A 23,577-nucleotide genomic window follows, 5' to 3' on the forward strand; every position below is an offset into this window, starting at 1 on the left:
GTCGGCTCAGGCCTTCATCCGTTGGTTGTCCGGGTCGAACAGCGGCACCCGCCCAGCGCGCGCCACCGAGACCGGGTACCGGTTGCCCATGTACTGCACGGCGAGTGTGGTGCCCTCCACCGCGTACCGCGGTGGCAGGTAGGCCATCAGCAGGTACGCGCCGAGCGACGGTGCGGAACCCGCGCTGGTGACGTAGGACGGGCGACCCCGCTCGTCCACGATGCGCTCCCCCGCGGGCGACAGGATCGGCTCTCCCCCCTGGGGGTAGCGTCGCACGCCGCTCGGGTCGGTGTGCTCGTCCACAGTGAGAGTGCACATCAGCGCCGCCGGGGCGCGGTCACGATCCCGCAGGTAGGCCTCCTTGCCGATGAAGTGATGCGCCTTCACCGACGGCAGCGCCAGGTCCGCCTCGACGGGGCCGTACTCGGAATCCAGCTCGGCCCCCATCAGCCGGTAGCCCTTCTCCAGGCGACCGGTCGTGCCGTAGACGCCGATGCCCGCGGGGAGCACGCCGAGCGGCTGCCCGGCCCGCCACAGCGTGTCCCACAGGTGTTGCCCCTGCTCGAAGGGCGCGTGCAGCTCCCAGCCGAGGTCACCGACGTAGGACAGCCGCAGTGCGAGCACCGGCACGCTGCCGATGCTGATCCACCGGCCGCTCCCGAACGGGAAACCCGCGTCGGACACGTCGTCCTCGGTGACCGCGGCGAGCAGGTCTCGGGCGCGTGGACCCCACAGCCCCACCGTGCACACCGCGGAGGTCACATCGGCGAAGCCGGCCGAGCCGTCCGTGGGCAGGTGGTCGGTGAACCACTTGCGGTCCCGCGCGCCGTCCGCACCGCCGGTGATGACCCGGAAGTGGTCCGTGCCGAGCCGGACCACGGTGAGGTCGCTGCGGAAGCCGCCGTTCGGAGCGAGCACCGGGGTGTAGATGATCCGCCCCACCGGCCGGTCGACCTGGGCGACCACCATCGTCTGTAGATAGTCGAGGGCGCCGGGGCCGGTCACTTCGAACTGCGCGAACGCGGTCAGGTCGATCATCGCCACGCGCTGGCGCATCGCGAGATGCTCGGCGTTGATGATCGGCGACCACCAGCGGGCGTCCCACTCGTGTGGCCGATCTTCGATGTGGTCGGCGAACTCCTCCAGCAGCGGGCGGTTCGACTCGTACCAGTGTGGGCGCTCCCAGCCTCCCACCTGGAAGAACCGCGCCGCCAGCTCCGTCTCCCTGCGGTGGAACGGGGAGAGCCGCTGCTCGCGATCGGACTCCCACTGCTCGCGCGGGTGCACGATCCCGTAGATCTTGTTGAATCCCTCCGCCGCGCGCGCCCGCACGTGGTGGCGGGTGCGCTGGCTGGGGTAGAAGCGGGCGATGTCCGCGCCGTGCAGGTCGATCTCGCTGGCGCCGTCGCTCATCCACTGCGCCACCGCCCGGCCGACCCCGGGACCCTCCTTGATCCACACGGATGCCGCGGACCACAGGCCGCGCACCTCGGGGGTCTCGCCCAGCACCGGGCCACCGTCGGGGGTGAGTGAGAGCAGGCCGTTGATGGCGTGGCGGATGCCAGCTCCCGCACGGGTGAGGAGATCCGGGAAGAGGTCCAGGGCGTCCTGCATCTGCTGGTCGAAGTCGTCCGCGGTGAACGGCAGCTGCGTGGGGGACAGCTGCGCGGTCGCGGCGGAGGGGATGTCCGCGGGGTCGTGCAGGATCGGCCGGTGCGCGTACGAACCGATCTCCAGGTCAGCGCCGCTCTGCCGTTCGTACATCAGCGTGTCCATGTCACGGATGATCGGATAGGCGATCTCGGTGCCGGTGTCCGCGAGCTCGGGGATCGGTCCGACGTCGGCCATCTGGTGCACGGCCGGGGTGAGTGGGATGGTGGCCCCGGCCATCTGCGCGATGCGCGGGCTCCACACGCCGCAGGCGACCACCACCGTGTCCGTCTCGATGTCCCCGCGGTCGGTTCGCACGGTGGAGACCCGGCCGGCAGTGGTCTCGACACCGGTCACCTCGGTGTTCGGGGACACGGTGAGCGCGCCGAGCGCGCCTGCGTGCTCGCGCATCAGCACGCCGGTGCGCAGGGGGTCGACGACGGCCACCGACGGGGTCCAGAACCCGGCCCGGACGAGGTTCCGATCGACGAAGGGGAACAGTTCGGCGACCCGGTCCGCACCGATCAGCTCCGCGTCGATGCCCCAGGCGACGGCGGAGGACATCCGTCGCCGCAGTTCCTCGACCCGCTCCTCGGTACGGGCGATCTCGATACCACCGCTGGCGGTGTGGGTGCCGAACCGCTCGTACTGGCGCATCGAGTCCAGGGTCAGCCAGGTGATCTCCTTGGAGTGGTCCACCGGGAAGATGAAGTTGGAGGCGTGGCCGGTGGATCCGCCCGGGTCGGGCAGCGGCCCCTTGTCGAGCAGCACGATGTTGCGCCACCCGAGGTCGGCCGCATGGTAGGCGACCGAGCTCCCTACGATGCCGGCTCCGATCACGACGAGGTCGGCGCGGTCCGGAGGGGTGCTCATGGCTACCTCCACGGAGGGTAGGGTGCGTGCCCCGGGAGCGGGCGCGCGGGCACGGCGCGGATCATGTCCGCGGAGCGGGTGGCTCGGCACGCATGCCGCTGCCCCGCGAACCACATTAGGTAGTCACCAGAATGCTGCCCGTTAATCGGCCGCCAACACCGGTTGTGGGGCCCCTCTTCGTGCGGACTCGGGTTAGGGGACGCACAGCCAGCTCCGCTCCCCGTGCCCTGCGCGGATCGCGCGCTCAGGCTCCGACGTAGTCGGCGAGGTGCTCGCCGGTGCGGGTGGAGCGGGCGGCGACGAGGTCGGCGGGAGTTCCCTCGAAGACGACCCGGCCACCGTCCTGTCCGGCGCCGGGGCCGAGGTCGATGATCCAGTCCGCGTGCGCCATGACCGCCTGGTGGTGTTCGATGACAACAACCGAGGTGCCGGAGTCGACCAGCCGGTCCAGCAGCGCGAGCAGCTGCGCCACGTCGGCGAGGTGCAGGCCGCTGGTTGGCTCGTCGAGGACGTAGATGCTGGCGCCGTTGTCCCCCATGTGCGTGGCCAGCCGGAGCCGCTGCCGTTCCCCGCCGGAGAGCGTGGGCAGGGGCTGGCCGAGGGTCAGGTAGCCGAGCCCCACGTCGGCCATGCGGCGCAGGATGGTGTGGGCTGCGGGCGTTCTCGCCTCGCCGGAGCCGAAGAACTCCGCGGCCTCGGACACCGGCAGGGCGAGCACCTCGCTGATGTCCCGCCCGCCGAGCTTGTAGTCGAGGACCGCGTCCTGGAACCGCCGCCCCTCGCACTCCTCACAGGTGGAGGCGACCGTCTCCATCACGCCCAGTTCGGTGTAGACCGCGCCGGCACCGTTGCAGGCGGGGCAGGCGCCCTCGGAGTTCGCACTGAACAGTGCCGCCTTCACGCCGTTGGCCTTCGCGAAAGCCGTGCGGATCGGGTCGAGCAGGCCGGTGTAGGTGGCCGGGTTGGAGCGACGCGATCCCTTGATCGCGCCCTGGTCGATCAGGACCACCCCGTCGCGCCCGGCGAGGTTCCCGTGCACCAGCGAGCTCTTGCCGGAACCCGCCACCCCGGTGACCACGGTGAGCACCCCGGTCGGAATCTTGACGTCGAGGTTCTGCAGGTTGTTCTGCCGGGCCCCGCGGATGTCCACCGTGGCGGTGGGGGTGCGCACGGTGCCCTTGAGCGTGGCCCGGTCATCGAGGTGGCGGCCGGTCGCCGTGCCGCTGTCCCGCAGCCCGGCGACGCTCCCCTCGAAGCAGACGGTGCCGCCGTCGGTTCCGGCGCCGGGACCGAGGTCCACGATGTGGTCGGCGACCGCGATCGTCGCCGGGTCGTGCTCGACGACGAGCACCGTGTTGCCCTTGTCCCGCAGCCGCTGCAGCAGGTCGTTCATGCGCTGCACGTCGTGTGGGTGGAGCCCGATGGTGGGCTCGTCGAACACGTATGTCACGTCGGTGAGGGCCGAGCCGAGGTGGCGGATCATCTTGGTGCGCTGTGCCTCGCCGCCCGACAACGTGCCCGATGGACGGTCGAGCGAGAGGTAGCCCAGCCCGATCTCCACGAACGAGTCGAGGGTGTGCCGCAGCTTCGCCACCAGGGGCGCCACCGCCTGTCCCTGCTCGTCGAGCTGGCCGAGCCATGTGGTGACGTCACTGATCTGCATGGCGCAGACGTCGGCGATGCTGCTCCCGTTGATCAGCGAGGACCGGGCCGCCGCGCCCAGCCGGGTGCCACCGCAGTCCGGGCAGGTCACGAAAGTCACGGCGCGGTCCACGAAGGCTCGGATGTGCGGCTGCATCGCCTCGCGTTCCTTGGCGAGGAACGACTTCTGCACCTGTGGCACGAGCCCCTGGTACGTCATGTTCGTGCCGTGGATCCTGAGCCTGGTCGGTTCGCGGTACAGGAGGTCGTGCAGCTCGGTCGCGGTGTAGTCCCGGATCGGCTTGTCCGGGTCGAAGTAGCCGGACTCCGTGTAGAACCGCACCGACCACCCGCCGGCCTTGTAGCCCGGGATGGTGATCGCGCCCTCGTCCAGTGACTTGTTCTCGTCGTAGAGCTGGGTCACGTCAACGTCGGTGACGCTGCCCGTGCCGTCGCACCGGGTACACATGCCGCCGGTGCGGGAGAACGTCGCCTTCTCCGCCTTGCCGTCGCCCTTGCGGATCATCCCGGAGGCCTGGACCGAGGCGGTGTTGAACGAGAACGCACTGGGCGGCCCGATGTGCGGCTGTCCGAGCCGGCTGAACAGGATGCGCAGCATCGCGTTGGCGTCGGTTGCGGTGCCGACGGTGGAGCGGGGGTTCGCCCCCATGCGCTCCTGGTCCACGATAATCGCGGTGGTGAGCCCGTCGAGCACGTCGACATCGGGGCGGGCCTGGCTCGGCATGAAACCCTGCAGGAAGGCGCTGTAGGTCTCGTTGATCATGCGCCGCGACTCCGCGGCGATCGTGTCGAACACCAGCGAGCTCTTCCCCGAACCGGACACGCCGGTGAACACGGTCAGGCGACGCTTGGGAATCTCGACCCGTACGTCGGCAAGGTTGTTCTCGCGGGCGCCGTACACGCGGATCCGGTCGTGGGTGTCCGCGGCGTGGGGTGCCGGCTGCGGCGTGTCCGGACTCGTCGGCATGCTCAGCGCAGCTCCTGGATACGGATCATGTTGCCGGCGGGATCGCGGAACGCACAGTCGCGGGCGCCCCAGGGTTGGTCGGTGGGCTCCTGCATGACTTCGGCTCCGCTGGCCTGCACGCGCTCGAAGGCGCTGTCGACGTCGGTGGTGGCCAGCATGATCCCGCCGTAGGTGCCCTTGGCCATCATCTCGGCGATGGTCTGGCGCTCCTTGTCGGTGACGCCAGGGTCGGCGGCGGGTGGCTGCAGGACGATGTTCGTGTCGGGCCGGCCCACGGGACCGACGGTGATCCAGCGCATCCCGTTGTAGCCGACGTCGTTGCGGACCTCGAAGCCGAGCGCGTCGCGGTAGAACGCCAGGGAGGTGTCCGGGTCGTTGTGCGGCAGATAGCTCGCGTGAATGGTGATGTCCATGGCGGTCACGCTAGTCGCGGCCCGATGGCGGGCGCTTCTCGATTCCTGACCGGTCGGGTCACCAGTTTCGCCACACACGGTGGAATCCCGAGCGTCGCACGTGCCTCGCTGTGCCGGTAGGTGCTGGGCGGCATGCCGACCAGCTCGGTGAAGCGCGTGCTGAAGGTCCCCAGGGAGGAGCACCCCACCGCGAAGCAGACCTCGGTGACGCTCAGGTCGCCCCGGCGCAGCAGCGCCATCGCGCGTTCGATGCGCCGCGTCATCAGGTAGGAGTACGGCGACTCTCCGTAGGCGCGCCGGAACTCGCGACTGAGGTGCCCCGCCGACATGTGCGCGCCGCGCGCAAGCGCCTCGACATCGAGTGGGCGAGCGTACTCGCGGTCGATCCGGTCTCGAACACGGCGGAGCCGCGCGAGGTCTTCCAAGCGCGACATCGATCCGTCTGTGCTGGTCACATCCACAATCATGGCACGTGGACCCGGAGTTGCCCAGCATCCGTGGACCCCGCTGCGCGCTGTGTCCGGGTTCTGTTCCGCCCGGCCCCGGCCCGGGTTCCACCGGGCAACCACGGGCGCGGGGGCACCAGCCGATCCCCCGCACGACGACACCGCGGTCTTCTGCTAGGCCACGCAAAAAACCTGTTGTGGTGAACGTAGACATACGCATCCTGCACCGATAACATTTCGACTGTCTCTGGGTGAGAGAGGATCTCCACGAACGGAGGGCCGCAGATCTACGGGGGTGTTGCGCCGTAGGCGGCCACACGGAGGTACGCGGGGTGTACCTCCGCTCGCGGTGCTGGACTGTCCGGCAGGTCGAGTCCAGGCGCGTGTCCGGGCTCACCCGAGAGCAGCCACAGTGACGGAGCATGTGACCGGTAGAAGGGAGTTGGGCCGGGCGCATCGGATCGCCCGTTGGCCACTGAAGTGCGAACTACGTAGTAGGCGTCGTACTGGCACGTGTGAAGGGGGTGGTCTGCGGTCCCGCATTCGCGGTCCCGACGTGTACTCACCTGGTGCAGGACACGTACGGGAGCAACGCACCGGCGCTCGCGCCGGTAGATGAAGTCAGCCCAATCCCAGGGCCCCGGCACAGAGCGGCCGGGGCCCTCGACCCGTGGAAGGTGTAGTGGCCTCGGAACCAGAGGACATCGACAGGAAGTTCGACGACGAGGACTACCCGGCCTACAGCATGGGCCGGGCCGCGGAGATGCTGGGAACAACACCGAACTTCCTGCGCAGCTTGGACCGGACGGAGGTCATCGTCCCGCTGCGTTCTGCCGGCGGGCACCGGCGGTACTCGCGTTACCAGCTCCGCATCGCGGCCCGGGTGCGGGAGCTGGTCGACGACGGCACTCCGCTGGAGGCCGCCTGCCGCATCATCATCCTGGAGGACCAGCTGGAGGAAGCCCAGCGCATCAACGCGGAGATGCGTTCCGGCCACGACGAGGAGTCGTAGCGCGCCGCAGACACAGGGGTGCTGCGCAAGCGCCGCGACGGGGCCTCCCGGGACCACCGCCGCGGCAGCTCGGGATCAGGCGGCGTTGCCGAACGCGCCACGACGGCCAGGTCGGCGACTGCGCCCGCGCGCCCCGCCGGTGCGGGGCCGGGGCTCCCGCTCCGGGGCCGCCGCGATGGTGACCGGTTGGCCGGACGGCGTCTGGGCCCCGGTGATCTCGCCGAGCTCGGTCTGGTCCGGGCGGATGTTCTGGGTCCGCGGTGTGATTCCAGCGGTTGTCATGAGCCGGGCCATCTCCTGGCGCTGGTTGGGCAGCACCAGGGTGACCACCCGTCCGGACGCACCGGCACGCGCGGTACGACCGCCACGGTGGAGATAGTCCTTGTGGTCCTTGGGTGGATCCACGTTCACCACGAGATCGAGATCGGCGATGTCGATTCCGCGTGCCGCGACGTTGGTGGCCACGAGAACGTTGACCTTCTGGTCCTTGAACTGGCCGAGGGTGCGGTTGCGCTGCGGCTGGGACTTGCCGCCGTGCAGGGCGGCCGCCTTGACCCCACTGTCGAGCAGATGCTTGGCCAACCGCTCCGCCGCGTGCTTGGTGTCCAGAAACATCAGCACGCGTCCCTCGCGCGCCGCGATCTGGACGGTGGTCACCCGCTTGTCGTCCGCGTGGACGTGGAAGACGTGGTGTTCCATCGCGGTCACGGTGCCGGCCGAAGGGTCGACAGAGTGGACCACCGGGTCCCGGAGATACCCGCGGACCAGTCGGTCCACGTTGCGGTCCAGGGTTGCGGAGAACAGCATCCGCTGCCCCCGCGGCTGGGTCTGGTCCAGCAGGTGGGTGACCTGTGGCATGAACCCCATGTCGGTCATCTGGTCCGCCTCGTCGAGGACTGCCGTTTCCACCTGGTCCAACCGGCAGCCGCCCCGCTCCACCAGATCCGCAAGTCGGCCCGGGGTCGCGACGACCACCTCGGCACCGTCGCGCAGCACGGCGGTCTGGCGACCGATTGACATGCCACCGACGACGGTGGCCATCCGCAGCCTGAGCGCACGGGCGTAGGGAGTGAGCGCGTCGGTGACCTGCTGAGCCAGTTCCCGGGTGGGGACGAGAACCACGGCCAGCGGCTGGCGGGGCCGCGCGGTACGGCCCTCAAGGCGGGCGAGGAGAGCAAGACCGAAGGCAAGGGTCTTGCCGGACCCGGTCCGGCCCCGGCCCAGGACATCCCGTCCCGCGATCGCGTTCGGCAGCGTCGCCGCCTGGATGGGGAACGGGGCCGTCATCCCGAGGCTGGTGAGCTTCGCCCGCAGGGGCTCGGGCAGGGGCATGTCCGCGAAGGACTCGACTGGAGGCAGGGCCGGGGTGGTGGTCTGCGGCAGGGCGAACTCCGTGTCCTTACGAGCGGAGCCCCCCGACCGCGAACGGGGCCCGGAGCCGGTCGCACGGGGACGGCGAGCACGGCTTCGGGTGTCGGTAGCGCGGTTCATGTACAGCCTTTCTCGGCTTGATCGGGTACGGCACGCACCGGGAAGTTTCCAGACAGCGGGAAGTGGCGTGAGTACCCGCGATTACGAGCCGATGAAATTGGCGAACCCCGAAGCTCTGGATCGAACAAAGGCACTACTGGAAACCGGATCCAACCGACTTCCGATCCTTGTTACGCCTACGAAAAGGACCTCGGGTCATGATCAAAAAAAGATAGTCGAAAAAGCACACGAATGTGGCCCGCACCCGGAGGTGCGGGCCACATTCGTTGAATTACGCCAGCGTCAGGCGGGGACGATGTTCTCCGCCTGCAGGCCCTTCTGGCCCTGCGTGACGTCGAAGTTCACCTTCTGGCCTTCGAGCAGCTCGCGGAAGCCAGAGGCCTGGATGTTCGAGAAGTGGGCGAAGACGTCAGCGCCGCCGTCCACCTGCTCGATGAAGCCGAAGCCCTTGTCCGCGTTGAACCACTTCACGGTGCCAGTTGCCAAAATAAATCTCCTTCAGGGTGAATCCCGAGTCCCACACCGCGTGAAACCCGGAGTTGCCGTCATGATCACCCGTCCGGAAGCACCGAAATACATGAACACCCTACGCGGGCATGCATGGAGAATCCTGAAAATCCATTGGGAACCACAACTGCAGCTGTCGGCCAGCGTAGCACGGAAGCGCATACTGTCAACACGACAAACAGATCGTAGCCGATCGACGCATCATCTCTGTGGATGCCCACGAATAAATTCCATGGTGGACACCGTAGATTTTTTGTCCGGCCGAGACCTGGACGAGCGTCCCAGCCGCCGCGGGCTCGCGCCGCGCCGCGAGTACTCCGGCGCTGCACCATGCTGCGGGGGCAGCGCCATGCGCCGCACCGGAGTCGCCGAAGTACCGACGTGCACCGCACCTGCTCCCGCTCGGACACCCCCAGGGTTCTGCTCTCGCCCCGCGCCGTGTCCCGGGATCTGCCCCTCGTGTTAAGGTTAATGGTTATGATAACCATTTTCATCGGATGTGTGTCGTGACCAGCCACGACAAGATGCGCACCCCCGGGCGCGGCGTGGGCCGGCGGGGGTTCCTGGCCGGGTCGCTGGGACTCGCCGCCGCGGCTGCTCTCGGCAGCACCCTGGCCGCGTGCTCGCGGGGCGCGGACGGCGCCGCGGGCGGTCTCCTGCGCGTGGGAGCCGCCGGCGCGGCCACAGAGACCCTCAACGTGCCCCTCGCCTCAGCGATGTCCGACTACATCGCCATGTTCGCCCTGTTCGACCCACTCGTGGTGACCCAGGGCGACGAGGTGGTCCTCCGGCTTGCCGAGGACATCGAGGCCAACGACGACGCGACCGAGTACACGATCCGGATCCGCACCGGGGTCGAGTTCCACGACGGGCGCCCCTGTACCGCCGAGGACGTTGCCTACAGCCTCACCACCCTCGCCGACCCGGAAGCGAGCCCGAACTTCGCGCAGTTCTACGCGGACCTGGACGTCGAGAACTTCGAGGTGCTCGACGAGCACACCCTTCGCGTCCCCCTGCACCGCCCCCGCGCCGACTTCGTGGCCGCCGGCCTGGCCGTGTTCTCGCTGGTGTTCCCGGATGGCACCAGCGACGACGACTGGGAGGACGGAATCGGCACCGGTCCCTTCCGCCTGTCCTCTACCGACGGGGGTACCCGACTCCTGGAACGCAACGACAACTACTGGGACGAGACCGCCGCCCTGGACGAGGTCGAGATCCGCTCCATCGACGATGCCGAAACCCGCATGGAGGCACTGCGCGGTGGCGAGATCGACTACGCCCACGCGATCAGCCCGGCCGACGCCGCCACCGCGGAGGAGGACGACTCCCTGCAGATCGTGCGGGGCGGTCCGTCCGACTCGGGGATCCTGGCGCTGCACATGAACCTGCAGCAGGAACCCTTCGACGACCCCGACGTCCGGCTGGCCATGAAGCTGCTGGTGGACCGGCAGGCGATGATCGACACGATCCTCTACGGCGAGGGGACGGTGGGCAACGACGTCGTCGGACAGGGGCTCGCCGGGTTCAACGAGGACCTTCCGCAACGCGAGCGCGACGTCGACCGGGCCCGCGACCTGCTGGAGTCGGCCGGAGTCTCCAGCGTGACCCTGCGGGTGGCCGAGCTGTCCCCGGGAATGGTCGACGCGGCGCACCTGCTGGCCGAGCAGGCAGCGGAGGCCGGCCTGACCGTCGAGATCGACGAGGACTCCGCCGACACCTACTACTCCGACATGGAGGCGCTGCTCAACACGCCGTTCCAGTCCATGTTCTGGGCCAACCGGCCGGCGACGGCACACGTCGCCGGGTTCACCGGCTCCCGCGGTGGGTTCAACGTCACCGGTCTGACCACCGAGGCCTACGACGAGCTCCTGGACGACATGCAGGCGACCACGGACGACGGCGACCGCCAGCGGGCCCTCGACGAGCTCCAGGAGTACCTCTGGGAGAACGGCGGTGACGTCATCTGGGGCTTCGCCGGGCAGCTGGACGCCACACTGCCCGAGGTCGAGGGCATCGACTACATCCAGTCCCTGCCCCGCTTGGAGCGCGTCTCGAGGACGTCGTGAGCATCCGCCCCCTGGGTATGGCCGTGCTGCGTGCCCTGGGCGGCGGATGTGTCCTGCTGCTCGGGGCCAGCGCGGTCACCTTCCTGGCGGTCGAGGTACTGCCGGGTGATCCGGCGACCCAGGCGCTCGGCATGAACGCCGATCCGGAACGGGTCGCGGCGCTACGCGCGGAGCTGGGCCTGGACCGGCCCGTGCCGGAGCGCTACCTGGAATGGCTTGCGGGGCTGGTCCGTGGCGACCTGGGCACCAGCGCCATCACGGGGCAGGCCGTGGGGCCGATCGTGGCCGAACACGCCGCACGCAGCCTGGTCCTGGGCGGCTGCGCACTGGCACTCGTGCTCTGCGTGGCCATCCCCGCCGGCGTCGTGGCGGGGAGCCGTCCGGGCTCCCCGCCGGACCGGGCTGCCTCGCTGGGCGCCGTGGTGCTGCTGTCCGTACCCGAATTCGTGCTGGCGGCGGTCCTCGTCGCGGTGTTCGCCCACGGCCTGGGCTGGCTGCCCCCGGTCTCGCTCGTCGGCGGAGGGCTGGATGTCCTGCGGGAACCGGAGAAGCTCGTGCTCCCGGCAGTCACCCTGGCCGCGGTGGCCGGCGCGTTCGTGCTGCGGCTGACCCGTGCCGCCACGGCGGAGGCGGCGACCTCTGCCCACGTCGAGTCGGCCCGGATCGCCGGCATACCGGAGATTCGCGTGTTGTGCCGGCACCTGGTGCCGTCGGTGCGCGCCCCCGTGGCCCAGGCGGTGGCGCTCGCCGTGCCCTACCTCGTCGGGGGTGCGCTGCTGGTGGAGACCGCCTTCGGATATCCGGGGCTGGCCGCCCTGGTCGCCGAGGGCCTCGCGCGCCGCGACGCGGTGCTGGTGGGAGGAGCGGCGATGGTGCTGGCCACGACCGCGGTGGTGGGTTTCTTCGCCGCGGAACTGGTCGCGCGGCCCCCACGGCGCCGCCCAGGTGGTGTGGCCGTCGCGAGCGGCGCGGGAGCTCGGCGGTGAGTCCGCAACCAGGCGCACCAACGCCACACCTGGTACTGCGACGGGCCCGGCGCTGGGGTGCCTGGGTTCCACTGGCTCTGCCGGGGCTGCTCGCCATCGCCCTCGCCGTGGGCGGCCCCCTGGTGGTCGCCGGCGACCCCCCGACCTCGCTCGGCCAGCCGTTCCAGCCGCCCGGCCCGGACCTGCCGCTGGGGACCGACCACCGGGGACGCGACGTGTGGGCGGTGGTGTGCGGCGCCGGCACGGGTCTGATCCTCCTACCGCTCCTGGCTACCGCACTGAGCACCGGGATCGGCACCACCTTGGGCATGCTGGCGGGCTGGCACGGCGGCCGGGTGGAGGCACTCGCCCTACGGGCCGCCGAGCTCGTCCTGGTGATCCCCCCGCTACTGGTGACCCTCCTGGTGCTGCACGCGGCGGGCGACGCCAGCGCCGTTGTCCTGGTTGCCCTGATCACCGTCCTGGGCACCCCGGCCACGACCCGCTTCACGTGGGCGGCGACCACGGCCGTCGTGGCGCGGGGCTACGTGGAGCACGCGGCTGCGCTGGGCGAGCGCACCACGGTGCTGCTGTGCCGCGAAGTGCTGCCGACCATCGCCGCTCCCGTGCTCGCCGACGCCGGGCTGCGCCTCGTGGGCGCGGTCTACCTCACCGCCTCCATCGGGTTTCTCGGCCTGGGTGGCCCGGTCCTCGGGGAGAACTGGGGAGCCATGGTTGCCGAGAACCTGGTCGGCGCCTCCCTCAACCCGTGGGCCGCCCTGGTGCCGGCCGCGTGCATCGTCGCCTTCGCCACCTCGGTGAACCTCGTCGCCGACCGGCTCGCCGACCGATTCCGGAGGTCCTGGTGACCCACCCGCTCCTGTCCGTCGACCAGCTCACCGTTACGGACTCCTCCGGAACGCCGGTGCTGAGCGAGTGCTCCCTGCGGTTGGATCCGGGCGCGAGTCTCGGCATCGTCGGCGACTCCGGAGCCGGTAAGACCACGCTCGGGCTCGCCACGCTGGGCGCGCTGCGGCCGGGCCTGCACTGGACCGGGGGCCGCGTGCTGCTGTCCGGGACGGATGTCCGCACCCTGCCGGAGCGCAGACGGCGGCGCCTGCGCCGGAACACCGTCGCCTGGCTGAGCCAGGATCCGGCCGCGGCGCTCACCCCGACCATGCCCGTGGGCCGGCAGATCGCCGAGATGCTGGAGGGTGCCGGACCGGCGGCGGTGGAGCAGCGGCTGCGGGCGGTGGCGCTGCCGGATGACCGCGCGTTCCAGCGGCGCCGACCCGGCGAGCTCTCGGGTGGGCAGCAGCGGCGCCTCGCGCTGGCCCGTGCCCTTGCGGCGCGGCCGCGGCTGCTGATCCTGGACGAGCCGACCGCCGGGCTGGATCGGGCCACGGCCGAGGTGCTGGTCGCGGAGATCGAGCGGCTGCGCCGCGAGCTCGGGTTCGCCCTCCTGCTGATCTCCCACGACGCGCAGCTGGTGGAACGGATGTGCGCGGCGACCCTGCGGCTGCGTCCACCCGGGAGCCCGGACCGCGGCGCCCCTGGCGCGGCACGCGGCGCACCCCCGCGGGTGGCACATGACCGCCCGCGTCCCGGACCGCCGCGCTCGTCCGCGCCCCTGCTGGAGGTGGCGGATCTCAGCGCCCGACAGGGCACCACCGAGGTGCTGGCGGGTCTGGACTTCTCACTGGCCGAGGGGGATGCCGTTGCCCTGCTCGGTGCGAGCGGCGCCGGTAAGTCGACCCTGGCGCGGGTCCTCGCCGGTCTGCACGTGCCCAGTGGGGGCCGGGTCAGCCTGGCCGGCGAGCCGCTGGTGGCGCGCGCCCCGCAGCGGGCGGCACACCAGCGGGCCGCGATCCAGCTGGTCGCACAGGACCCGTTCGGCGCCCTGCATCCGCGGCGCAGCGTGCGGGCCTCGGTGGCCCGTCCCGCGCACCTGCTGCGTGGGCTGTCGCGTGCGGGGGCCCGCGCGGAGGCCGACCAGCTGCTGGGCCAGGTGGGCCTGCCGTCCGAGTTGGCCGACCGCCGCCCACAGGAGCTGTCCGGGGGCCAGCGTCAGCGGGTGGCGCTGGCGCGGGCCCTGGCGGCCGGTCCCCGCCTGCTCGTGTGTGACGAGGCGACGTCCGCACTGGACGCGGAGACCGCCGCGGCCATGGTCGACCTGATCGATGACCTGCGCGCGGACCGTGGGTTGGCCGTCCTGCACATCACGCACGACGTCGGCGTCGCACGTCGCGGAACCGAGCGGACGCTGGTGCTGCACGCGGGAGTGATCGTCGAGGACGGTGCCACCACCGACGTTCTCGACCATCCGCGCACCGCGGCCAGTGCCGCCCTGGTCGGCGTTCCCGCGCTGCGCGGGGTCCCCGCCGGAGCGTCCATCCGAGGAGAGGAGTAGGTGACCTGCAATGACCACCGACACCGATGCGGGCGCGGAACCCGTCCCGGGGCAGGCCCGGACGCCAGTGGACGACGAGGCCGCCCCGGACCCGGAGCCCGCCGCCCGCGGCTCGGGCGCGTTCGCGGTGCTGCTGTCGTTCACGCGCGAGGAGGCGGGACGCTACGTGCTGGCCACCGTGCTGGCCACGCTGGGGACGCTGTGCCAGCTCGGGCCGTTCTTCGTGATCTACCTGGCGATCCGGGACCTGGTCGCGGGCGAGGCGACCCTGTCCAGCATGCTGACCCAGGCCGGGGCGGCGCTGCTGTTCCTGCTCGCCTACTACGCGCTGAGCGCGGTGTCCACGCTGGTGTCCCACCGGGCGGCCTTCCGGACGCTGGCGCGGTTGCGGACGCGGATCGGCCAGCGGCTCACCCGGGTGCCGATGGGTCGGGTGACGGGAAGCCGCTCCGGCACCATCCAGCGCACCCTCACCGATGAGGTCGAGCGGCTCGAGGGCTTCCTGGCACACGCCGTTCCCGAGGCCACGGGAGCGGTCGTGGCGGTGCTGGCCACCACGGTGTGGATGTTCCTCATCGACTGGAGGCTGGCGCTCGCGGCGGTGGCCTGCCTCGCCGCGTCCCTGTGGCTGTCGGGCCGCGCCGTGCACAGCAGCCAGCAGCTCATGGGGGGCTACCTGGCGGCGATGGCCCGCATGAACGGCTCCGTGGTGGAGATGGTGCGCGGCATGCCCATCGTGCGGACCTTCAACCGCACCGGCGACACCTTCACCGAGACCCGGGACGCGATCCGGGCCGCCGCCGAGTACCAGGCCGACTGGGGGCTGCGGTTGCTTCCCGCGTTCACCGCCTCCTTCACGCTGGCCGCCTCGCCCGCGCTCACCGTGGTCCCGGTCGGCCTGCTGCTGTGGACCACGGACAGCATCGCCCTGGCCGACCTGCTCTTCTTCTTCGTGCTCGGCCTCGGGTACGGGGCCCAGGTCACCACCCTGGTCCGCTTCAGCGCCCAGGCCAGCGAGCTGGGCCATGCCGCGCGGGTGGTGCGGGAGTTGAAGGCGGCCGAGGAGCTTCCCGAGGGTGATGCCCCCGCGGATCCCGGCGACGGCTCCGTCGAGTTCGTGGACGTGTCCTTCCGCTACCCGGGGGCGACCCGCGCGGCGCTGCACGGGGTGAGCTTCCGCGCCGATCCGGGAACCGTGACCGCGCTCGTGGGGCCCTCCGGTGCGGGAAAGAGCACAGTCGCGCAGCTGGTCTGCCGGTTCTTCGACGTGGACTCCGGTGCGGTTCGGGTCGGTGGCAGCGACGTCCGCGCGTTGCCGTTCGCCGAGCTGATGGAACGCGTGTCCTTCGTGCTCCAGGAGACCTTCCTGTTCGATGACTCGATCGATGCGAACTTGCGACTGGCCCGGCCGGAAGCCGGCACGGACGAGGTTGAGGCGGCCTGCCGCGCGGCGCAGGCCCATGACTTCATCACCGCGCTGCCCGAGGGCTACGCCACCCGGATCGGCGAGCACGGGGCGCGGCTGTCCGGCGGGCAGCGCCAGCGGTTGTCCATCGCCCGGGCGCTGCTCAAGGACGCGCAGATCATCGTGTTGGACGAGGCCACCGCCTTCATCGACCCGGAGAACGAGGTGGCGACGCAGGCGGCCATCGACGAGCTGGTTCGCGGGCGCACCGTGATCATGATCGCGCACCGCCTGTCGACGGTGGTGGGCGCCGACCAAATCCTGGTCATCGACGACGGGCAGGTCACGGAACGCGGTCGGCACGCGGAGCTGCTGGGCCGCGACGGTCGCTACGCCCAGATGTGGCAGGCGTTCGAGTCCGCCGAACAGATCGCCCTCGGCCGGGCGGTCCATGACGGGACCGTAGCCGGGGCATCGGCCGGCAGCGGCGAGTAGGGAGAACGACGTGGATTCCAGCGCTACCCGACACCACAATCAGCCATCTCCCCGAGGGCCGCTACGCACGGCCTGGTCCCTGTTCGGCCCCTACCGGCGCCCGTTCGCCTTCGCTCTGGGGCTGCGGCTGCTGATCTCCTTTGCCGCGGCCGTCCCCGTGGTCACCCTGGTCTGGGTCATCGAACTGATCCGCACCGACGGCCTGACCGGGGGGCGCGTCCTCGCGGCCGTCCTCACGGTGATTGCCGGGGTTGCGGCCCAGTACGGCTTCAGTTACGTCAGCTACCGGATCGCGTGGACCTCGACCTTCCGCGCGGTGGGCCGCATGCGCGAACGCACCCTGGAGCATGTGCAACGCCTACCGATCGGAACGGTGCGCGACATCGGCTCGGGGGACGTCTCGACCACACTCACCTCCGACATGGACGCGGTCAGTGGCTACGTGCACCACGGGCTGCCGCAGACGCTGGGCGCCCTGGCCCTTCCGGGGTTCATTCTGGTAGGTCTGCTGACGGTGGACCCGCCGCTGGCGGCGGCCGTGGCGGTGAGTGTCCTGGTGGCCACTCCGCTGTACATCTGGACCACCCGCAGCTTCGGCACCACCGCGCTGGAACGGGCGAACCTGCTGGCCACCGCCAACGGGCGCATCACGGAGTACATCCAGGGGCTGGCCGTCATCCGCGCACTGGACCGCAACGCCCAGCGCCTGGAGCGGTTCCGCGCGGCGGTGGAGGATGTCCGCCGGATCAACAATGCCCTGGCCACCCGTCTGGTGCCCCGCACGTTCCTGGCGATGGGCGTGGTGCAGCTGGGCACCCCGCTGACCATCGCGGCCGCGGGCTACTGGTACGCCGGCGGGCGCATCGACGCGGGCACCGTCCTCGTCTTCTTGGTGCTGGTGCTGCGTGTCTACACGCCGCTGCTGGAGGTGGCTGGCGGCGCCGAGCAGGCACGTCTCGCCGACGCGGCGCTGCGCCGGATCGACTCGCTGCACGCCCTGGCCCCGCAGGTGACCCCGGAGCATCCCGGGGAGGATCCGGGCGAACCGTCGGTCCGGTGCGTGGACGTGTCCTTCGGGTACCAGGAGGACACCCCGGTGCTGCGCGAGGTGTCTTTCGATGTGCCCCCGCGCACGATGACCGCGGTGGTGGGGCCGTCGGGGTCCGGGAAGAGCACCCTGCTCGCACTGCTCGCCCGGTTCTACGACGTGGACGCGGGCTCGGTTCAGGTGGGCGGTGTGGATGTCCGTGACCTCACCGAGGAACAGCTGTTCGGGATGTTCACGATCGTGTTCCAGGATCCGTACCTGTTCCAGGGGACCGTACGGGACAACATCGCTTTCGGACGTCCGGAGGCCACCAGGGAGATGGTGGAGAACGCGGCGCGGCGGGCTCAGGCACATGCGTTTATCCAGGAGCTGCCGCACGGGTACGAGACCGTGGTGGGGGAAGGTGGGGCCACCCTCTCGGGTGGGGAGCGACAGCGGATCTCGATCGCGCGCGCCATCGTGAAGGACGCTCCGGTCATCCTGCTGGACGAGGCCACGGCCGCCCTGGACCCACTCAACGAGCGGGCGGTGCAGGAGGCGTTCGCGGAGCTGGTCCGCAACCGCACGGTGCTGGTGGTGGCGCACCGGCTGAACACGATCCGGCATGCCGACCAGATCCTGGTGCTGGACGGGGGCCGGGTGGTGGAGCGCGGCACCCACGCGGAACTGCTGGAGACGGCCGGGCGCTACGCGGGCCTGTGGGACGAGCGCCAGCGCGCGGCCCGATGGCGCGTGGGTCAGGGACAGGACTGAGCTCGGCGGCGCACGCCCCGAGCGGCCACGCGAGGTGCCCCGTTGGGGACCGCCATGGTGGGGGGCGTGTGCCGGCTACCTGCCCCGCGGCGGGCCGTCCCGGGGCGGGGCAACGGGGTGGGACGTCCGGCACCGCCTGACCCGGGTGGAGTGCCCAGTGCTGTTGGTTCAGGGCGACGTGGACCAGTACGGCACTCTGGACCAGCTGGACGTGGCCCAACGCCACCTGGGCGGGCCGGTACATCGCGTGGAGCGCCCGGGTTGTGGGCACTGGCCGCACACCGAACGCGCCGATGAGCTCACCCGGGCCATCGCGGGCTTTGCGCGCCGGCTGCCGGGTGGTGCGTGAACTCGGGCCTCGCCCCGGGACCGGTGCTGGGGGTGTCGACCCCGTGTCTGGGCGAGCACTGTGGGAGATCGCTGCGCGAATCGGCCGTGCCCTGGTCTCGAGCTGGGGCGCCAACACGCTTACCGGGGGCTGATTCCGGTGAACAGTAGGGCGATCACTTCGTCCAGCCAGGCGTCCCGCTGCGCGGTCATCTCCTGGTTCGGGGTGAGGGCGCTGAATCCGTGCAGGGTCGCGGCGATCGTGTAGGCGATGGTGGTGGGGTCGCCGTCGGTCACCTCGCCCCGGCGCTGTCCCTCGGTGATGCAGTGCACCACGGTGGTAAGGACGGAATCGATGGCCCCGGTCAGCTGTTCGGGAATGTCGCTGTCGTGCTTGCGGGTGTACATCAGGTCCAGGAGGGCGGCGTTGTCGCGTGCGAAGCTGAGGTAGGCCCGCGCCAGGCTCCCCATGCGGGAGCGTGCGTCCTGACCGTCCGTACTGGCCCGGGCGAGCGCGTCGTTGAGGCGTTGGAAACCGTTGAGGGCCAGGGCGTCCAGCAGCGCCTGCTTATCCCGGAAGTGCCGCCCGGGAGCGGCGTGGCTGACGCCCGCCTCCCGCGCCAGTTCCCGCAGGGACAGCGCACCGGGTCCGCGTTCGGCGAGCGCCCGTTCGGCGTTGGCCAACAGTGTGGCCCGCAGGTGTCCGTGGTGGTACGGGCGATCGGCCATGTGCACCAGCATAGATAATGCTGCCACCGCCACCATTGTTGTCATTGACAACTTTGAGTTTGGGTGTCTAGCGTGACCGCATGAGCGCGGAGCGAGCCACCCCCCACGACCTGTCGGGCACCACCGCCATCATCACCGGCGCCAACAGCGGCCTGGGGCTGGAGACCGCACGGGCTCTGGCCCGCGACGGCGCTCGGATCGTGCTCGCGGTGCGCGACACCGCCAAAGGAGAGCAGGCGGCGACACGCATCCCCGGCCAGACCGAGGTCCGTCAGCTGGACCTCGCCGACCTGTCCTCAATACACGCGTTCGCCCACGCCTGGCAGGGCGATATCCACCTGCTGATCAACAACGCCGGGCTGATGATGGTGCCCGAATCCCGCACCGCGGACGGCTTCGAGACCCAGTTCGGAGTCAACCATCTCGGCCACTTCGCGCTGACCAACCTCCTGCTGGAGCACGTGACCGGGCGGGTCGTCACCGTCTCCTCGGGAATGCACCACGCCGTACGCGGCATCCGCTTCGACGACGTCAACATGGCACACGGCTACTCCCCCACCCGCGCCTACGGTCAGTCCAAACTGGCCAACCTACTGTTCACCCTGGAACTACAGCAGAAACTCGAACAGGTCGGATCCCCGGTCCGCGCCACCGCGGCCCACCCCGGCTACGCCGCCACGAATCTCCAGACCCGCACCGGCAACCGCATCACCAACCAGTTGATGCGGATCGCCAACACGGTGTTCGCGCAAAGTGCCGCCGCCGGTGCCCAGCCCATCCACTACGCTGCCACCGCGGATATGCCCGGTGCTGGCTACGCAGGCCCGACCGGCCTGGGCGGCATGCGGGGAGCCCCGGGCCCCAACCGCCCTAGCGCCGCAGCACGCGACACCACCGCGGCCCGCCGCTTGTGGGACCTTTCGGAGAAACTCACAAGGGCCACCTTCCCCCTGTAACCCTCGCCACCTCCCACAACCCCCACGACCTGGACGGCGTCTCGCATACCCCCCACTTCTAGACTTCCTCCCGTGGGGACCAGGACCAGCGTGCTGACAACGTGCACCCTGCTGGCCGTGCTCTGCGGCCTCGGGGTGGCCACGGGCGAGCCCGTCGCGCTTCTCGGAGTCGTGTTCTTCGGTGGCTGCGGCCTGTCCTACCTGCTGCTCAGCCACCCACCCACGACAGGCGGCAGCCCGGTGGAGTTCGGGGATGGCGCCGTGCCCTACGGGACGCTTCCCGGGGCACGCCGCTACACCAGCGCGACCGTGGGTCTGGTGTTTCCGGGGCGGCGCGCCTACGCGGTGGGGGTGCTGGTGGGCGCGGTCGCGTTCGTGGTGGCGGGCACGGTCATGGTCCTCGTCGGCCTCCACCTGGGCATCCAGTCCGCCGCCTGGGGGTTTCCGTCCGGTGCCACGCTCGGTGTCGGGCTGCTCGCGGTCGGCTTCTTCGGGGTGTGTGGGATTCTGGGGCTGCGCTCACTGTTCGCCGGTCCGGGCGGTATCGCGCTGCTGCCGGAGGGGGTCTATCTGGAGGCGGGTGCGGGCAGGGCCTGGGTGCGCTGGGCGGATCTGGCCCGTTCCCGGGTGGGTGGCATGGGGGAGCACAGCTATCTGGCGCTGTACGCCCACACCGCCGACGGGATCACAGTGACGGGCCTCCAGCGGGTTCTACATCCCGTCAACCGGCGACTGTTCCGGTTCGACGCCAGCATCCCCCAGGCACAGATGCGGGCCGCTGCCAGCGATGTCGTATCTGCGATCTACCACTACTGGGGGGACCCACCCAGCATGCAACCCCCGCCGGAAGCCCACCCCTGAGGGTGGTGCGTCGCCTGCTCGGGGACTACTGCTCCGCGGCGTTGGTGATCCGCAGGACGGGGGCGTCGCTGTCGTCCACGGCGACGTAGAGGACCCCGTCGCTCGGTCCCACCGCGACATTGCGGATACGCATCCCCTCTCCGTCCAACAGCGGGTCGGCCTCCTCAACCCGCCGCTCGTCGACGGTGAACCGGGCCAGATACTGGCCGGCCAGGGTGCCCACCAGCAGGTCTCCCTGCCAGCTGGGGAACTCCTCGCCCTGGTAGAAGGTCATTCCGGAGGGGGGAAACCCACCACTGCCGCACTCCCAGTAGTGCACGGGGTCCACGATGTCCTCCCGGTCGGCGGGATGGTCCCCGATGGGCGTGTCGGTGCCGTATTCGCAGCCGGTGTGCGCCTCCGGCCAACCGTGGTTTCCGCCTTCCTGAACCACATTGATCTCGTCGCCGTCCTCCTCGCCGTGTTCGGCCTGCCACAGCTGTCCGCTCTGCGGGTGGAACGCCATAGCCTGCACGTTGCGGTGCCCGTAGGAGTAGATCTCGTCGGCGACCCCGGGGGCGCCGACGAAGGGATTGTCCTCGGGAATCGAGCCGTCGGGCTCCAGACGCACGGTAGTGCCGAGCGTGGTCGTGGTGTCCTGGGCGGGATGGTCATCGAAGTTCTTGTCGCCCCGGTCGCCAACCGTCAGGTACACCATGCCGTCCGGGCCGAAGGCAACCGTGGAGCCGTAGTGCTGGTGCGCGGGGAGGGACGGTTCCGCCGCGAACAGCGGCTCCAGCTCAACGAGCTGGGCTGCTGCCGGGTCCAGCCGGGCCCGAGCCAGGTGCGTGGTGGTATCCGTGTCCTGCGCTGCGGCGGAGTAGGTGAGATAGATCCAGTCGGACTCGGGAAAGTCCGGGTGAACCGCCACATCCAGCAGGCCGCCTTGGCCCTGCGCGGTCACCTCGGGGATCCCGTCAATCTCGGTCACCTCTCCGGAAGCGGTGTCCACCAGGGACAGCGCCCCGGGACGCTCGGTCACCAGCAACCGGTCCGCGCCGGGTAGGACATCCAGGCCCCACGGCTGGTCGAAGCCCTCGGCCAGGATGTCGACCTCGGGTTGGGGATCGGGTACCCGAGGGGCATCGGGGGCGGTCGGGTCCTCGTCCGTACCCGTCGTCGGCGTATCCGCTGTGTTCTCGTCCAACAGGAGGAAGCCACCGCCCGCGGCGAGCACCACGAGGCCCGTGGCCACTCCGGAGATCAGCACGGTCCTGTTCACGCGTCCCCCTGCATTCGCCGGTCCGGACCGGTCCCCACTGTAGGCACGCAACCGCGTCACGTTCGGGTCCGGCCTCAGGGCTTGCGCAGCACCCCGCCGTACTCGTAGGTGCGCTTGCCGTAACGCTCGGTGGCACCCAGGTAGGGACGCAGCTGTGGGTCGACCTCGGTCAACGCCGGCTGGTTCCGGTCGGGCCGCCAGTCGTTGAGATCCACCAGGCCCGGCTCCACCGCCTCGAATCCCGTCAGCCACGAGGCGAACTCGTCGGGAAGGCGGGTACGCCAGGGCATGCCCAGTCCACTGATGGTGGCGGTGACCTCGTCTGCGGTCTCCCGATCATCGGCGACCACGTGGGAGACGGCGAGGTAGCTCCCGGACACCACGTGTTCCATCGGCTCCAGAACCGCGGCTCGGGCGGTTTCGTCGTCGGGAATGCAGTGCGGAACCCCGAACTGCAACACCCCCACCGGCTGGCTGAGATCGAGGAGTCGGGTCACTTCGGGATGGTGCAGGATCGTGGCCGGTTCGGTCACGTCAGCCTGGATGACCGTCGTCGAGTCGTCGTCGGCAAGCAGCGCGCGGCCGTGCGCGAGCACGATGGGATCGTTGTCGACGTAGACCACGCGGGCCGCTTGTTGGAAACGCTGGGCCACCTCGTGCACGTTGTTCTCCACAGGTAGCCCCGAGCCCAGGTCCAGGAACTGGGTGATACCGACATCCCGAGCGAGGTAGCGCACCGCCCGGTACAGGAAGCGGCGGTTGGACCGGGCTTCGTCCACGGACTCGGGGAACGCCTGGAGCAGGCCGAGCACCAGTTCGCGATCCACCTGGAAGTTGTCCTTGCTGCCCAACAGCCAGCCATAGGCCCGTGCCGAGGTGGGGCGGTCAGTGGGTATGTCCGGGGGGAATGTGTCGGCGTCTGGGCTGCCCCCACCAGCCTGCTGGAGGCTGTCCCGCCCTGGTGGCATGGTCTGGTCACTGTTCATCAGGCACCCCATGGTTCCGACCGCACCGGCTCGCGCAACGCGGCCAGAATGCCACATGTCCCTCCACACGGGACATTCCATGCGGTCAGGGACCGTGTGACTCGGCGCCGGGGCACGACCCGGCAGGCTGGGGCGCCCCCGGTGCGCCCGCACACTCCCCTTGGCCGCGATGTGGGGCTGCGTTCCTCCCCACAGGCTCGAGTCACACGCCACCGCATCCCAGAGCTCGCACCCCACCACGGCCAGCCTCGCGTGTGGCCCGGGTGATTGCCGATCCTCGGCTCGAACACGGAT

Annotated in this window: 19 protein-coding genes; 10 read left to right on the plus strand and 9 right to left on the minus strand. The window is 70.3% G+C overall.

The features are described from left to right. Positions 1-6 precede the first annotated feature (6 nt). The 4 genes from RIF23_RS18980 to RIF23_RS18995 form a co-directional block, all read right to left on the minus strand. Complete coding sequence (locus RIF23_RS18980) at positions 7-2,523, minus strand: GcvT family protein (RefSeq protein WP_310913950.1); 2,517 nt, start codon at positions 2,521-2,523, stop codon at positions 7-9. 244 nt (positions 2,524-2,767) lie between these two features. Further along, a complete protein-coding gene (locus RIF23_RS18985) occupies positions 2,768-5,152 on the minus strand; it encodes an excinuclease ABC subunit UvrA (RefSeq protein WP_310913951.1) in 2,385 nt (794 codons plus the stop codon). A 2-nt stretch (positions 5,153-5,154) separates the two neighbouring features. Continuing rightward, complete coding sequence (locus RIF23_RS18990; protein WP_310914010.1) at positions 5,155-5,565, minus strand: VOC family protein; 411 nt, start codon at positions 5,563-5,565, stop codon at positions 5,155-5,157. A 5-nt stretch (positions 5,566-5,570) separates the two neighbouring features. Next, the gene (locus RIF23_RS18995) at positions 5,571-5,999 is read right to left on the minus strand and encodes a helix-turn-helix transcriptional regulator (protein WP_310913952.1); all 429 of its coding nucleotides are present in this window, start codon (positions 5,997-5,999) and stop codon (positions 5,571-5,573) included. A gap of 757 nt (positions 6,000-6,756) precedes the next feature. Here RIF23_RS18995 and RIF23_RS19000 point away from each other — a divergent pair. After that, entirely contained in the window at positions 6,757-7,023 is a 267-nt protein-coding gene (locus RIF23_RS19000) for a MerR family transcriptional regulator (protein ID WP_407659510.1), read from the plus strand. 75 nt (positions 7,024-7,098) lie between these two features. On the opposite strand, the gene RIF23_RS19005 is transcribed toward RIF23_RS19000, so the two are convergent. Continuing rightward, on the minus strand, positions 7,099-8,514 hold the full coding sequence (locus RIF23_RS19005; RefSeq protein ID WP_310913954.1) for a DEAD/DEAH box helicase: 1,416 nt from the start codon (positions 8,512-8,514) through the stop codon (positions 7,099-7,101). Between the two features lie 282 nt (positions 8,515-8,796). Further along, positions 8,797-9,000 (minus strand): cold-shock protein, encoded by a 204-nt coding sequence (locus tag RIF23_RS19010; protein ID WP_310913955.1) that lies wholly within the window; start codon positions 8,998-9,000, stop codon positions 8,797-8,799. Between the two features lie 527 nt (positions 9,001-9,527). Between RIF23_RS19010 and RIF23_RS19015 the strand changes: the two genes are divergently transcribed. The 7 genes from RIF23_RS19015 to RIF23_RS19045 all read left to right on the plus strand — a co-directional run bounded on the left by RIF23_RS19015 (position 9,528) and on the right by RIF23_RS19045 (position 18,512). Next, positions 9,528-11,087 (plus strand): ABC transporter substrate-binding protein, encoded by a 1,560-nt coding sequence (locus RIF23_RS19015; RefSeq protein WP_310913956.1) that lies wholly within the window; start codon positions 9,528-9,530, stop codon positions 11,085-11,087. After that, entirely contained in the window at positions 11,084-12,073 is a 990-nt protein-coding gene (locus RIF23_RS19020) for an ABC transporter permease (protein ID WP_310913957.1), read from the plus strand. Before RIF23_RS19015 ends, RIF23_RS19020 begins: the two co-directional genes overlap by 4 nt. Next, on the plus strand, positions 12,070-12,921 hold the full coding sequence (locus RIF23_RS19025; RefSeq protein WP_310913958.1) for an ABC transporter permease: 852 nt from the start codon (positions 12,070-12,072) through the stop codon (positions 12,919-12,921). Before RIF23_RS19020 ends, RIF23_RS19025 begins: the two co-directional genes overlap by 4 nt. Continuing rightward, positions 12,918-14,462: an ABC transporter ATP-binding protein gene (locus tag RIF23_RS19030; protein ID WP_310913959.1), complete on the plus strand. Its 1,545-nt coding sequence runs from the start codon at positions 12,918-12,920 to the stop codon at positions 14,460-14,462. Before RIF23_RS19025 ends, RIF23_RS19030 begins: the two co-directional genes overlap by 4 nt. 10 nt (positions 14,463-14,472) lie before the next feature. Continuing rightward, positions 14,473-16,362, plus strand: a complete 1,890-nt coding sequence (locus RIF23_RS19035) for an ABC transporter ATP-binding protein (protein ID WP_310913960.1) — start codon at positions 14,473-14,475, stop codon at positions 16,360-16,362. Positions 16,363-16,372: 10 nt separating this feature from the next. After that, positions 16,373-18,163, plus strand: coding sequence for an ABC transporter ATP-binding protein (locus tag RIF23_RS19040; protein WP_310913961.1), 1,791 nt, complete (start codon positions 16,373-16,375; stop codon positions 18,161-18,163). 157 nt (positions 18,164-18,320) lie between these two features. Next, positions 18,321-18,512, plus strand: a complete 192-nt coding sequence (locus RIF23_RS19045) for an alpha/beta fold hydrolase (protein WP_310913962.1) — start codon at positions 18,321-18,323, stop codon at positions 18,510-18,512. Between the two features lie 119 nt (positions 18,513-18,631). On the opposite strand, the gene RIF23_RS19050 is transcribed toward RIF23_RS19045, so the two are convergent. Beyond that, complete coding sequence (locus RIF23_RS19050) at positions 18,632-19,219, minus strand: TetR/AcrR family transcriptional regulator (protein ID WP_310914011.1); 588 nt, start codon at positions 19,217-19,219, stop codon at positions 18,632-18,634. An 80-nt stretch (positions 19,220-19,299) separates the two neighbouring features. Between RIF23_RS19050 and RIF23_RS19055 the strand changes: the two genes are divergently transcribed. Together RIF23_RS19055 and RIF23_RS19060 are read left to right on the plus strand one after the other, a co-directional pair. Then, on the plus strand, positions 19,300-20,175 hold the full coding sequence (locus tag RIF23_RS19055) for an oxidoreductase (RefSeq protein ID WP_310913963.1): 876 nt from the start codon (positions 19,300-19,302) through the stop codon (positions 20,173-20,175). Positions 20,176-20,265: 90 nt separating this feature from the next. Next, positions 20,266-21,036 carry a hypothetical protein gene (locus RIF23_RS19060; protein WP_310913964.1) on the plus strand — a complete coding sequence of 257 codons (771 nt, stop codon included), beginning with the start codon at positions 20,266-20,268 and terminating at the stop codon, positions 21,034-21,036. Positions 21,037-21,061: 25 nt separating this feature from the next. Here RIF23_RS19060 and RIF23_RS19065 read toward each other — a convergent pair whose 3' ends face one another. Both RIF23_RS19065 and RIF23_RS19070 read right to left on the minus strand, forming a co-directional pair. Beyond that, positions 21,062-22,297 (minus strand): PQQ-dependent sugar dehydrogenase, encoded by a 1,236-nt coding sequence (locus RIF23_RS19065; protein WP_310913965.1) that lies wholly within the window; start codon positions 22,295-22,297, stop codon positions 21,062-21,064. Positions 22,298-22,371: 74 nt separating this feature from the next. Next, entirely contained in the window at positions 22,372-23,283 is a 912-nt protein-coding gene (locus RIF23_RS19070) for an SAM-dependent methyltransferase (RefSeq protein ID WP_310913966.1), read from the minus strand. Between the last annotated feature and the right edge of the window lie 294 nt (positions 23,284-23,577).

Origin of the sequence: Lipingzhangella rawalii (genome assembly GCF_031628175.1) — a bacterium.
GTDB lineage: Bacteria > Actinomycetota > Actinomycetes > Streptosporangiales > Streptosporangiaceae > Lipingzhangella_A > Lipingzhangella_A rawalii.

What these genes read in the sequence shown, in the direction of transcription:
- RIF23_RS19000 (WP_407659510.1), top strand. Translation starts at nt 6,757, where the DNA reads ATGGGCCGGGCCGCGGAGATGCTGGGAACAACACCGAACTTCCTGCGC.
- RIF23_RS18990 (WP_310914010.1), bottom strand. Translation starts at nt 5,565, where the DNA reads ATGGACATCACCATTCACGCGAGCTATCTGCCGCACAACGACCCGGAC.
- RIF23_RS19005 (WP_310913954.1), bottom strand. Translation starts at nt 8,514, where the DNA reads ATGAACCGCGCTACCGACACCCGAAGCCGTGCTCGCCGTCCCCGTGCG.
- RIF23_RS19050 (WP_310914011.1), bottom strand. Translation starts at nt 19,219, where the DNA reads ATGGCCGATCGCCCGTACCACCACGGACACCTGCGGGCCACACTGTTG.
- RIF23_RS18985 (WP_310913951.1), bottom strand. Translation starts at nt 5,152, where the DNA reads ATGCCGACGAGTCCGGACACGCCGCAGCCGGCACCCCACGCCGCGGAC.
- RIF23_RS19070 (WP_310913966.1), bottom strand. Translation starts at nt 23,283, where the DNA reads ATGAACAGTGACCAGACCATGCCACCAGGGCGGGACAGCCTCCAGCAG.
- RIF23_RS18980 (WP_310913950.1), bottom strand. Translation starts at nt 2,523, where the DNA reads ATGAGCACCCCTCCGGACCGCGCCGACCTCGTCGTGATCGGAGCCGGC.
- RIF23_RS19035 (WP_310913960.1), top strand. Translation starts at nt 14,473, where the DNA reads ATGACCACCGACACCGATGCGGGCGCGGAACCCGTCCCGGGGCAGGCC.
- RIF23_RS19055 (WP_310913963.1), top strand. Translation starts at nt 19,300, where the DNA reads ATGAGCGCGGAGCGAGCCACCCCCCACGACCTGTCGGGCACCACCGCC.
- RIF23_RS18995 (WP_310913952.1), bottom strand. Translation starts at nt 5,999, where the DNA reads ATGTCGCGCTTGGAAGACCTCGCGCGGCTCCGCCGTGTTCGAGACCGG.